We start from the raw sequence: 12132 nt of genomic DNA, 5'->3' as shown, positions 1-12132 counted from the left end.
GGCGAGCTGGGCCAGACACCCAGCCCTTCACAACTTACTGGTGAGCGTTAACGTAGTTAATCGCTTCTTGTACAGTCGTGATTTTTTCAGCTTCTTCGTCAGGAATCTCTGTCTCAAACTCTTCTTCCAGAGCCATGACCAGTTCAACAGTGTCCAGAGAATCAGCGCCCAGATCCTCGACGAACGAGGAAGAGTTCTGAATTTCCTCTTCTTTTACACCCAGTTGTTCGGCGACAATCTTCTTTACGCGCTCTTCGATGGTACTCATAACGTTTTATTACTCCTGATTAGACTCTTGCCGTGCAGTGCACTTGATGATTTGCAGGCTAGTTTATAAACCGAGACTCAGCGATGCAAGGTAAAAATTCAAACCACTGATTTAACTTGTTAAATCACTGACTTAAAAATCACCTGCGGCTCAGCCTCGAAGAAACACTCTTAACGCATATTCATACCGCCATTCACATGCAGGGTTTCACCAGTAATATAGGCCGCCTGAGGACTGGCTAAAAAGCCGACCGCAGCCGCAATTTCCTCTGGTTGCCCAAGACGTGAAAGCGGGATTTGTTGCGCCAGGAAAGCTTTTTGCTCTTCTGGCAACACCTCAGTCATATCTGTTGCAATAAAACCAGGAGCAACAGCATTGACAGTAATATTGCGCGCGCCTAACTCACGGGCCAAAGAGCGTGTCATGCCCTCCATCCCGGCCTTGGCTGCCGCATAGTTGGCTTGACCTGCATTGCCCATCGTCGCCACCACAGAGCTAATATTGATAATTCGCCCCCAGCGCGCCTTGGTCATGCCTTTCAAGCAGGCCTTGGTCATACGAAATACAGACTTGAGATTGGTGTCCATCACCTCATCCCATTCTGTCTCTTTCATACGCAACATCAAGTTATCTTGTGTGATACCGGCATTATTGACCAGAATTTGCGGTGCGGCATATTTTTCTGTCACTGCCTTTATTAACTGATCGATTGAGTCAGCATCAGTGACATTCAGCACCCAGCCCTCGCCTTGAATTCCAGCCTGCTGAAAGGCTTCGCTGATCGCCTGTGCGCCAGAAGCACTGGTTGCCGTGCCAATGACCGTCGCACCCAATGCGGCCAATTGCAGTGCAATAGCACGACCAATACCACGACTCGCCCCCGTCACCAGCGCAACGCGCCCTTCGAGATTCTGCTGCATAAATGAAGAAGTCATTATCGCGTCCTATTCAGCTTCTACACGAAACAAGTCAAGAGCGGACATCACCGAATCAGGATCATTGACCGCCAAGGATTTTGCATTCTTAACAATGCGCTTATTCAAGCCAATCAATACCTTGCCTGGGCCACACTCAACATAGGTATCCACGCCCTGTGCTGCCATATACTCAACGCATTCTATCCAGCGTACTGGACGGAAGAGCTGCTCAACCAGATGCGCACGAATCACGTTCACATCAGACTCAGGCTGAGCATGGACATTTTGCACTACGGGAACACGCGGCTTATTGAGCTGGATACGCGCCAACTCTGCTGCCAGCTCTTCGGCGGCTGGACGCATCAGCTCACAATGCGAAGGCACACTCACGGGCAAGGGCATGGCTTTACGCGCACCTGCGGCTTGGCAAGCAGCGATCGCACGCTCGACTGCAGCTGTACTGCCCGCAATCACGATCTGACCTGGCGCATTGTAATTAACAGGCTGAACCACCTCGCCCTGCGCTGCACTTGTACAAGCCTGCTCGACTTCTTCGGCTCCGAGTCCGAGAATCGCGGCCATCGCGCCTTCACCAGCCGGAACCGCAGCCTGCATCAACTCACCGCGCTTACGCACCAGACGCAAACCATCAGCAAAATCAAGGGCACCACTGCAGACCAATGCAGAATACTCGCCTAAACTATGACCCGCCAACCAAGCAGGAGGCGCTCCCTCAAGCTCCTTCCAGACACGCCAGATGGCAACACTGGCGGCCAATAGGGCAGGCTGGGTTTGATCGGTTTGATTGAGCTGCTCGACTGGGCCTTCCTGGACAAGCTGCCACAGATCATAGCCCAAAACCGCAGAAGCTTCTTCAAAGGTCGCTCGCACTACGGCATAGCGCTCGGCCAGTTCAGCAAGCATCCCCAACTGCTGGGAGCCTTGCCCTGGGAAAACAAAGGCTAGGTTAGAAGCCATAAATCACCTTGTTGTCTTTCTTTAGCGGGTTTTTATGGGCGCGCATTCTAGCATAGCGGCGACAGAAGACCATGCTTTTACTGAGAAAAAGCACAGTAAAACTCAAACACCAGTTTGAAAACCAATCCTTAGAGGGGGTCTTCAGCCCTTGATTTTGCAGGACTGCGCGTGGTTTTTACATCCATATATTCACGCTGAATCACGGTTTCTAAAGCATTCACCGCACTCACCAGCTCTTCAAAAACCACACGTTTATTTTTCAATTCGCCAATCTGTTCCATATTCGGTGCCTGCCCCTGTTGCTGATCCGCAAGCTGCAACACAGCCTGTACATACTCAGCGCGCGCCTGCGCGACCATCGTCAGCAAGGGAGTCAAGGACTCCATCGACAGCTCAGGCACCAAGGGGTTAATAATCGAGCGATTCACACCACGACGCAGGTTATCTAGCTCAATAAGGAGACGATTTTTCATTTTTAATCCTTTTTTCTTCTTCATAGCACCTGTCAAGACCGACGCTTGAGGCTGCCTTTTAGGTACAACACCGACCCAATCAACCCAGGAGAATACCCGCACGATGATCCATCCGGCATTCTCACTCAGTATAACCAGCGCCCACTGAAAAACCTTGGCTTTTAAGTCAGGATCTGTATCTCTTGTGCTGTCAAATGTCGCCATTGCCCCTCAGGACAGGTCACTGGATCCAGTAGCAGCTCACCGATGGATTCACGATGCAAGCTCACCACATGATTACCCAAGGCAGCGAACATACGGCGCACCTGATGATAGCGCCCTTCAGTCAGGCCCAGCTTCACCCTGGTTGGACTCAAGCGCTCTAACTCAGCAGGCAGGGTTGGTTTTTCTTCACCTTCCAATAACAAGCCTTCGGCCAATTTGATTTCGGCCTCAGCACATAAGGGTTCAGCCAATTCAGCCAGATAAACCTTTTTCTTTTTATGCCGCGGCGAAGTCAAACGGTGCGCCCATTGACCATCATCGGTCAGCAACAGGAGTCCTGAGGTCTCGACATCAAGCCGCCCCACGGGTTGAATCCGATCCAGCTGAGGCACATCGAGCAAGTCAAAAACCAGCGGATGATGGCTACTTTTGCGTGAACACTCATAACCCAGCGGCTTATTGAGCAGCAGATAACGTAAGCCCACTTCTTCAAGCAGCTCGCCCTGCCAGCACACACGATCTTCGGCAGAGACAGCCATCGACGCCTGTTTAGCAGGCTCACCATTGACGGTCACCTCACCTTGCGCCAACTGCTGCTTGACCTGCCCTCGCGTTAAACCTGTGGTATGACTAATAAATTTATCTAGGCGTTGAGTTTTCTGACCCATCGTGTGTAATCTTCTCTTTTATCTTGATTTTGATAAGGCAGGAATACCATGAGTCGCTACTGGAGCCCCCAGGTTCATCAACTGTCACCCTATATTCCCGGTGAACAGCCACGCATCCCCAATCTCATAAAACTGAACACCAACGAAAGCCCTTATGGACCTTCGCCTCGGGTCATGGAGGCCATACAGGCCGCCAACAATGAAACGCTGCGCCTCTACCCTGATCCTCAGGCCACAGCGTTAAAAGCGGCGCTGGCTCAGTATGCGGGGCTCAGCGCCGAAGAGGTTTTTGTGGGCAACGGTTCAGACGAGGTCTTAGCGTTGGCCTTCCAGGCTTTTTTCCAGGGCCGCACCGAACCCCTGCTCTTCCCCGAAATCACCTATAGCTTTTATCCCGTCTACTGCCAGCTATATCAAGTGGCTTACAAGATGCTGCCGCTCAGGACTGATTTTACCCTGCCCCTGACAGATTATCAGCAACCAAACGGCGGCATTATTTTCCCTAACCCCAATGCACCCACTGGGATCGCGGTCTCACTGGCCGAGATCAGCCGCCTTTTAGAGCACAATCAGGATTCAGTGGTTATCGTTGATGAAGCCTATGTTGATTTCGGCACCGAATCGGCGGCGTCGCTGATTCAGCGCTTCCCTAACCTACTGGTGACTCAAACCTTCTCAAAATCCTGGGCTTTGGCCGGTCTGCGAGTCGGTTTTGCCTTGGGGCATCCTGATTTGATCGAGGCGCTGAACCGCGTCAAAGACAGCTTTAACTCCTATCCACTGGATCGCCTCGCGCTGGTCGGTGCCCAGGCTGCATTGGAGGACCTGCCCTATTATCAGGCTTTAAACCAGAAGATCATCGCCAGTCGTGAGCAGCTGAGCCAAGACCTCACTGCACTGGGTTTTGAGGTGCTGCCTTCCAAAGCCAACTTTGTATTTGCGCGCCATCCGCACCATAGTGCAGCAGATCTAGCAGACCAACTGCGCCAAAATGCGATCTTAGTGCGCCATTTCAAACACCCCAAAATCGATCAATTCTTGCGCATCACCCTAGGAAATGAAGAGCAAAATCAAAAACTTATTAAAACATTGGCGCATTTAGTGACGACTGACCGCTAGGTCATGCCGCACCAGCATGGAGCATACCCTAGACGCATAGCATAAGCTTGCGCTATATTAAGGCACCTTTTTTCAGGGGCCTTTTTTTTGGCCTGCCACAACAACCTTGATCCACTTCGCAGTGAGGCCACTTGCCAGAAAGGCGCTCACGAGCAGCAGAACTCGGCCACTGTGCAAGCTCACTGCCTGTAAAAAGAACATCTCTTCTTCTTTTTATTTGATCATCAACCAAGGAAACTCCATGCCCTACGTTCATGACACGATCGCTCGTCTTCAGAAAAGCAGCCCAGCTCAGACTGAATTCTACCAAGCTGCTGAAGAAGTCCTCGAATCGATTCGCCCACTTCTTGATCGCAATCCACGTTACCGCGAAGCCAGCATTATTGAGCGCATCATCGAGCCAGAAAGACAGATCTTGTTTCGGGTCACCTGGCTCGACGATCAAGGCAAGATCCAGGTCAACAAGGGCTATCGCATTCAGTTCAATTCTGCACTTGGCCCCTACAAGGGTGGCCTACGCTTTCACCCAAGCGTGAATGCCGGCATCATCAAGTTTCTGGGCTTTGAGCAGATTTTCAAGAACGCCCTGACTGGCCTACCGATTGGTGGTGGCAAGGGCGGCTCAGATTTCAATCCCAAAGGCCGCTCTGATGCTGAAATCATGCGTTTTTGCCAATCCTTTATGACTGAACTCTATCGTCATATCGGCGCGACAATTGATGTCCCTGCTGGCGATATCGGTGTTGGCGCTCGTGAAATCGGCTATTTGTACGGACAATACAAGCGTCTGACTGGCTCTTATGAAGGTGTGTTGACAGGCAAGGGGCTGAATTGGGGTGGCTCACTGGTACGCAAAGAAGCCACGGGTTATGGCGCGGTGTACTTTGCAGAAAACATGCTCGGTGGTCGCAGCGACAGCCTTGATGGTAAAACCTGTCTCGTCTCTGGCGCAGGCAATGTGGCCATCTACACGATCGAGAAACTCTATCAGCTTGGTGCGCTACCCGTCACCTGCTCTGACTCTCAAGGCACCATCTATCATGCCGAAGGCATCGATCTTGAGCTGCTGAAAGACCTGAAAGAAGTCCGCCGCACCTCTTTAGAAGACTACCTCAAGGTCCATCCTTCTGCGCAGTATATTGCTGTGAAAGACTATCCCAAAGATGGCCATGCCGTATGGCGCTTCCCTGCTCAGGCGGCCTTCCCATCAGCAACACAAAATGAGCTGACTGCGGCGGATGCCAAAGCCCTGCTCGCCAATGGTGTCATCTGTGTCAGCGAAGGGGCCAACATGCCTTCAACAGCGGATGCGGTGGATCTCTTCTTGGCCGCTAAAATCGCCTACGGTCCAGGCAAGGCAGCCAATGCTGGCGGCGTGGCCACCAGTCAGTTGGAAATGGCGCAAAATGCCAGCATGTCGATGTGGAGTTTTGATCAGGTTGATCAGCGCCTACAAGGCATTATGCGCGGTATTTATGAGCAAAGTGCCAATACAGCTGCTGAGTTCAACGACCCGACCAACTTTGTACTGGGCGCGAATATTGCCGGTTTCCGTAAAGTGGCCGATGCCATGATTGAACAGGGCGCAGTGTAACGCCGCCCTTGCCAATCTGCTTCTTTTCAAGGGGCAGATTGGCTTCTCTCCTCACGCCTTCTTTTTATTGTCTAACGCCCAGTGCGATAACCAACACGAAAACCACCCCAATGCTGCCCCTGCAAATAGATGGGTACAGAAAGATCATGTATCACTTCACCTGTATCACGCTTGTAGGTCTGCACCAATAAAGGCAAGGTGTTTTTGGCACCACGCTGACCTGTTGCATCAGTAAAGATACGCTTGCTCCGACTCTTAATCAGATCCACCTGCTGATCGCCTGTTGGCGGATGGGCATATTCTTGATTATGCGTTGGCACATAACCACGGCGATCAAAAACGATGGCATAGTAAAAGCCAGATGGAAAGGCCTGACGCAAGGGTTCTTGAATCTGCGGCAGATGACGATCGGTAAAGGCATCAAAGGGAGTGGTGTACTTTTGCGGCTGAGTTCCGGCAATCGGTTGGTAATGCGGCTCAAAGAAATCCTGTCGACTCAACTCGCCTTTTTGGATGGCCTGTTCAAAAAGAGCGGCGATCTGATCGGCAGCTTGACGCGCCAGGGTATAGGCCTGCTGATGTGCTGAGTCAATTTTCTGCATCGCCAGCTCGCCATTCATCTGCTCAGCAGCCAGCATAAGCTGCTGAGCCAACTGCGCTAACTGATGCATCGAGGCCTGCCCATCGACCGCCTGCTGATCCAAGCCAACCAAATCCTCACTGACCTGCTGCATATGCTGGTGGCTGGAATTCACCGCCACAGCAATCTGCTGAATCTGCTGTTCTACTTCATCAAACTGCTCACCCATCACCTCAAGGCGCTGCCCAACACCATCCACCGCGCCCACACCTTGAGTCACTCGCTCCATCAAACTCCCAATCTGCGCCACGACTTCGGTTGTGCTCTGCTGGATTTCATCGATCATCTGCTCCACTTGGCGCGTCGAGTCGGCCGTACGCGCGGCCAGATTGCGCACCTCATCGGCCACAACCGCAAAACCACGGCCTTGCTCGCCTGCGCGTGCTGCCTCGATTGCCGCATTCAACGCGAGCAAATTGGTTTGTTCAGCAATGCCTTCTATGACTTGCGTGACCTGCTGGATACTGCGACTTTTTTCATCCAAAACAGCAATTAATGTCAGCGCCTGTTGGGAACCACCGGCCAACTCATGCATTTCGGTTTGAAGATGCTGCAAGGCCTGACGGCTGATCTGGCTTTCTGCTCTCGCCTCAGCTGCTTTATCAGCAACATGGGTGGCATGCTGAGAAACCTGCTCAATAGCCACTGCAATCGAACTGGCGGCCTGATTGACGCGTGAGGCGGCTTGCCCCTGCTGGCGAAACCCCTGATCCAGCTCATCGGCATGATAGGAAACTTCAGCCGTTGAAATCGCCGTCACACTGGCACGTTCCGACAAGCGCACCGCCATTGTTTTCAGCGCCCAATAGTCTTGCAGGGCCAGGGGGGCATGCTTTGCAGGACGCAAAGACTCAAGCTGGCTTGCATTCGCATTCAAAATAGACGTGTACTGATCCTGGACCGGAGCGGATGGAGGCCGCACATGATGACTGAGTATAAACGCACCCAGCGCCAGCACCAGACCCACCAACCGCCATCCTCCTTCCGCAAGCAGCAAGATACCGAGCGCAAGCAGCAAGATGCCCCCACTGAGTAACAGTAATCTAGGCATGCTTTATTCCTCGATTTTATTATCTTTATTTTATCAACTAGGACTGACACTCAGCTGAGAAGCCTCTGAGCGTACACATCTCACTGACTAAGAGAAGGTCTCTATCTGGCCTCCAGTGTAAACATCTGCACCTAGGCTCACCAGACACGCGACTGTGCAACTTTAGGCTTAGGCACCGCCAATGGCGGTAAAGCCATCAACTCAGGCACCTGCTCAGCCCAAGACTCGAGTTGATCGCTCTCGGGCCGCTCATCCCACCAGATCGCCAAGGCATGGCTCCCCCACTCTATTGCAAAAACACCTGCGGGCAGCTGAGTCATCCAATGTGCAAGTGCTGCTTGCTGCTCAGAGGTGAGGCTTTTTGTTTCACCCTGCTGTAGTATCCAGCCTTCAATCCAAGGCGCGCCAAACTGACCGACTTCACGGGCCACCTCAACACGCATCCAACGCCAAAAACTCAGCAAGGGCAGCGCATCTGGCTGGCGCATCCAACGATAAGCGGCACCTTCAAGCCGAGTGTGATCATCGATTTTTAACGGCAACACACTGACTTTGACGCCTAAACGCCGCGCCTTTTCCCTTAAAGCAACCAATTGTGTCTGGCGTGCGCTGGGCTTTAACCAACTGACAGGTAACAAAATGAGCACCAGAACAAGAAATATCCATCCAATTTGCGACACAAGCACCTCACGGTTATCAATCTAAGATACAATCGGCATATGGCTGGTCTTTTGTTGAAAAAAGATCAACCCGCTGGGTCTGAGATCACACCAGGCCGAGCGAATGGATACTCTGCCGTTCAGATCACCACCTAGATGAAGGACACCCTAATCATGAGTCAAGCTTACCAAAATATTCTCGTCGCGATTGATCTTTCAGATGAGTCACGCTTGGTTTTAGAGCGCGCCCAGGAAGTCGCTCAGCGCAATCAACAGGCTAAAGTGCATGTACTGCACACCCTCGAACCCCTTGGGTTTGCCTATGGTGGTGATATCCCGATGGATCTAACCAGCATTCAAGAACAGCTGGATGAGCATGCTCGTCAGCGCCTCAGCAAGCTACTGGAAGGCATCGATATTCCTGCTGAGCGTCAACATATTTTAGTGGGTATGCCGGATACTGAGGCCCATCGCCTTGCCGAAGAACTGAATATTGATCTGATTGTGGTTGGCAGCCATGGTCGCCACGGTCTCCAGCTCTTGCTGGGCTCAGTTTCCAGCGGTGTTCTCCACGGCGCACCTTGTGATGTATTGGCCGTACGTGTAGGCAAGAAGGGATGAAGCCAGAGCACGACCAACTGCTAGACACCTCAGGGCTTTACTGCCCTGAGCCAGTGATGCTACTGCACCAGAAGATGGCAGAGCTGACTTCAGGTGAGGTTCTACTGGTCGTGGCAACCGATCCAGCCACAACGCGAGACATCCCCAAGTTCTGCCGTTTCTTGCAGCAAGAGCTTTTAGAGACCGAAGAAGGCGAGGTTTTTCGTTACTGGATACGCAAGGTCAGCTCTTCTTAAAGAAACCGACCCCAAGAGGTTGCACCGAATAGACTAGAGAGCCTCGTTGACGCCCTCTAGTACCTGAGTTGCCCAAGCACGACTGGTCAGCCAGACTTGATTCAACTGAGCAACCAGATCTGGGGCGCGATCGTGCATCTGTGCGTTTTCAAAGGCTTCAACAAGATTCAGCAGCTTACCTAAGCGCTGCTCGCGAAACAAAATTGCGCGCTTAACGTCTTCACCCAAGGGCAGCTGCGCCACAATCTCCACAAGCGTCCCGCCCATCAGCAAATCCATCATCGACATCAATCCCGCCATAAAAGCCGTGCGTGGATTAATCTGCGTCATGCGGGCAGCCAACTGCTCACACATCGCTGCACGCGTTAAGGCTTGCGGCAAACTCAACAGGCTTGAAGGACCATTATTCGCCAGCATCACCGTCATCACAATGGTTTTGACTCGCTCCAAGCCTAGGGTATTCAAGGCTTGGTGAATGGTTGTGACTTCGTTCAAGCGACGAAACATGGCGGAGTTAGTATATTTCAGCAACAAGAAGGTCAGCTGAGGATCCTGCGCAATCAAAGGCTCCAGCTTGGCATAATCAGGCTCCGGCTCTTGCAACTCCGCCATAATACGAATCTGCGCACCCTGATTACTGCCGCGATTACGCGAGGTGGCTTCACGCACCTCTGGCTTGGCATAAAAGTAGCCCTGAAAAAACTCAAAGCCTAAATCACGATAGCGCCGAAAGGTATCCAGATCTTCGACCTTTTCGGCCAGTAAACGCAGGCCATGTTCTTGATAGAGCGCGATATCTCTGGCACGCACAGGCTCGAATAAATCGACCTTGATGATGCTTGCCACATTCAATAAAGGGCGAGTCTGCTCAGTCAGCTGGAAATCATCTAAAGCCACGTCATAGCCCAGCGCGCGGATTTTTGCCAATGCCGCGACGATTTCAGGTTCACCGGAGACACTTTCCAGCACCTCGACCACCACCTGCTCTGGATTCGGCGGTAAAAGCTCTGGTTTAAGCAGCCATTCACGTGGCGCATTAAAGAAAATTTTGCGCTGCCCAACCAGCTTATCGATTCCTGTCTCATAAAAAGCAGCACTGCAAGCCCTTGCCGTGGCCGTCAACTGATCGTCAATCTGCGCAAAACTGGCAGAAGCACTGGATCGATAAAGAAGCTCATCCGCAACATGGCGCATCTTACCATCACAAATGGGCTGCAGAGCTATACAGTAGTTCTCGGGAGGGGCAGACGCGCTATTCATATTCATCCTTGCGACTTCTAGATCGCAGTATCAACAGGCAGATCATGATGGCCTTGCTCTGAAAATTCAGAGTCAAGCAAACACTCAGGCTTCATGCCTTTTATCTTATCTGCCATTATACCCAATCTAGCGCAATCTATGCACAAAATGTCACAGGCAAGCCGAAAGAAAATACAGCGCCTTGCTGCGAATAGCGTTATTTTAAAGACATCAAAAGCCACTGCGATAAAAACAACGCTCTGAGAAAGGCCGCAGAAAAACCATGCTTGAGAAACTCCGACCCGGCGAGCTCACCGTAGGCCGCAAAACCACGATCGATATCTATGCCAAAGGTGGCCGCCTCCTGCTTTCACGCGGCGCCATGATCGCCAATGAACAACAGATCGAAGTGCTGATGGAGCGAGGCTTGGTCAAGCGCGATAGCAGCCAACGCGTTGATTATAGCAGCGAGTTCAAACCCTTCCGCTACAGCAACAAGGTCAACCCTTTTCTGGAAATGGAGGAGTATGAAAGCCTGCTGCGGCGCGCTTTTCGCCATACCAAAAGCCAGAATCCAGGCGCCAAAGAAGCCTTCTACCGCGATATACGCCAACTCTGTACGCAGATTTATGGCCTCGCACAGCAGGCACCTGATGCACTGCTTGGCAGTATCCACTGGCCAAACACGCGCGATCATTCGGATTACGGCATCCACCATCCGCTACAATGCGCCGCCATGATTGCGGTCATGGCATCAACGCTACAACTCAACAGCGAACAGACCTTCGCCACGCTGGCTGCGGCTTTAACTGCCAATCTCGGCATGCTGAGCATACAGGACAAGCTCAACAAGCAAAAAGATCCCTTGAGCGAGGCACAACGCACCACCATTCGCCAGCACCCTGAGCGCTCACTGGAGATCCTCACCGCGATGGAGATCAAAAATCCAGTATGGCTACGTGCAGTGCAACATCATCATGAACGCTTAGATGGGAGCGGTTATCCGCAAGGGTTAAAAAATAATGCTATTGCCAGCGAGGCCAAGCTTCTGGCGTTAGCCGATATTTATATTGCGCTGCTCAGCCGACGCGAATACCGCGAGGCCTTACCTGCTAAACTGGCTTTGCGCAAGATCTTTGCAGAACGCGGTACCTTGGTGGGTCCGGCTCTCACCAAGCTCTTCCTACAGCAGATCGGCCTTTACCCACCTGGCACTGCTGTCAAACTCCGCAATGGCGATGTTGCTGTCGTGACCCATCGGGGAGCAGAGCTTCAGCACCCGATTTGCGCAGGTATTCGCGGCATCAATGGGCAAGCCTATATGCATCCTCCGCGTCGCGACACCCAAGAAACAGACTACGCTATCGTTGAGAGCCTTTCTAATGAGCTGCTGAAACCCCTACAGCCTTTCTTGTTTTGGGGCCTGCATGTGCGTAAGGCCATCGAACTTTAAGCCACAACTCAG

General features: G+C 52.1%; 13 protein-coding genes. 5 read left to right on the top strand and 8 right to left on the bottom strand.

Translation table 11 applies throughout. The annotated features are described in order from the left end of the window. Positions 1-34: 34 nt before the first annotated feature. The 5 genes from acpP to V6U78_RS10680 all read right to left on the bottom strand — a co-directional run bounded on the left by acpP (position 35) and on the right by V6U78_RS10680 (position 3508). A complete protein-coding gene (acpP, locus tag V6U78_RS10700) occupies positions 35-268 on the bottom strand; it encodes an acyl carrier protein (RefSeq protein ID WP_405340445.1) in 234 nt (77 codons plus the stop codon). Between the two features lie 170 nt (positions 269-438). Beyond that, positions 439-1203: a 3-oxoacyl-ACP reductase FabG gene (gene fabG, locus V6U78_RS10695; RefSeq protein ID WP_405340442.1), complete on the bottom strand. Its 765-nt coding sequence runs from the start codon at positions 1201-1203 to the stop codon at positions 439-441. Positions 1204-1212: 9 nt separating this feature from the next. Beyond that, positions 1213-2163 carry an ACP S-malonyltransferase gene (gene fabD, locus V6U78_RS10690; protein ID WP_405340439.1) on the bottom strand — a complete coding sequence of 317 codons (951 nt, stop codon included), beginning with the start codon at positions 2161-2163 and terminating at the stop codon, positions 1213-1215. A 128-nt stretch (positions 2164-2291) separates the two neighbouring features. Beyond that, complete coding sequence (locus tag V6U78_RS10685) at positions 2292-2636, bottom strand: hypothetical protein (protein ID WP_405340436.1); 345 nt, start codon at positions 2634-2636, stop codon at positions 2292-2294. A 161-nt stretch (positions 2637-2797) separates the two neighbouring features. After that, complete coding sequence (locus tag V6U78_RS10680) at positions 2798-3508, bottom strand: pseudouridine synthase (RefSeq protein ID WP_405340433.1); 711 nt, start codon at positions 3506-3508, stop codon at positions 2798-2800. Between the two features lie 48 nt (positions 3509-3556). Between V6U78_RS10680 and hisC the strand changes: the two genes are divergently transcribed. Both hisC and gdhA read left to right on the top strand, forming a co-directional pair. Next, a complete protein-coding gene (gene hisC, locus V6U78_RS10675; RefSeq protein WP_405340430.1) occupies positions 3557-4627 on the top strand; it encodes a histidinol-phosphate transaminase in 1071 nt (356 codons plus the stop codon). Positions 4628-4868: 241 nt separating this feature from the next. Continuing rightward, on the top strand, positions 4869-6221 hold the full coding sequence (gdhA, locus tag V6U78_RS10670) for an NADP-specific glutamate dehydrogenase (protein WP_405340427.1): 1353 nt from the start codon (positions 4869-4871) through the stop codon (positions 6219-6221). A 71-nt stretch (positions 6222-6292) separates the two neighbouring features. On the opposite strand, the gene V6U78_RS10665 is transcribed toward gdhA, so the two are convergent. Next, positions 6293-7912 (bottom strand): methyl-accepting chemotaxis protein, encoded by a 1620-nt coding sequence (locus tag V6U78_RS10665; protein ID WP_405340424.1) that lies wholly within the window; start codon positions 7910-7912, stop codon positions 6293-6295. 137 nt (positions 7913-8049) lie between these two features. Then, positions 8050-8550: a hypothetical protein gene (locus tag V6U78_RS10660; RefSeq protein ID WP_405340421.1), complete on the bottom strand. Its 501-nt coding sequence runs from the start codon at positions 8548-8550 to the stop codon at positions 8050-8052. 195 nt (positions 8551-8745) lie between these two features. On the opposite strand from V6U78_RS10660, the gene V6U78_RS10655 reads away from it, so the two are divergent. Continuing rightward, complete coding sequence (locus tag V6U78_RS10655; protein WP_405340418.1) at positions 8746-9192, top strand: universal stress protein; 447 nt, start codon at positions 8746-8748, stop codon at positions 9190-9192. Continuing rightward, complete coding sequence (gene tusA / locus V6U78_RS10650; protein WP_405340415.1) at positions 9189-9428, top strand: sulfurtransferase TusA; 240 nt, start codon at positions 9189-9191, stop codon at positions 9426-9428. Before V6U78_RS10655 ends, tusA begins: the two co-directional genes overlap by 4 nt. A 33-nt stretch (positions 9429-9461) precedes the next feature. Here tusA and V6U78_RS10645 read toward each other — a convergent pair whose 3' ends face one another. Next, positions 9462-10688 carry an EAL and HDOD domain-containing protein gene (locus V6U78_RS10645; RefSeq protein ID WP_405340412.1) on the bottom strand — a complete coding sequence of 409 codons (1227 nt, stop codon included), beginning with the start codon at positions 10686-10688 and terminating at the stop codon, positions 9462-9464. Between the two features lie 262 nt (positions 10689-10950). Here V6U78_RS10645 and V6U78_RS10640 point away from each other — a divergent pair, with 262 nt between their 5' ends. After that, positions 10951-12120, top strand: a complete 1170-nt coding sequence (locus V6U78_RS10640; RefSeq protein ID WP_405340409.1) for an HD-GYP domain-containing protein — start codon at positions 10951-10953, stop codon at positions 12118-12120. Positions 12121-12132 lie beyond the last annotated feature (12 nt).

This window comes from Marinospirillum alkalitolerans, assembly GCF_045055655.1.
Taxonomy (GTDB): Bacteria; Pseudomonadota; Gammaproteobacteria; order Pseudomonadales; family Halomonadaceae; genus Marinospirillum; species Marinospirillum alkalitolerans.
Note: the sequence above shows the minus strand (reverse complement) of the source record. Positions and strands in the feature narration are given on the sequence as shown.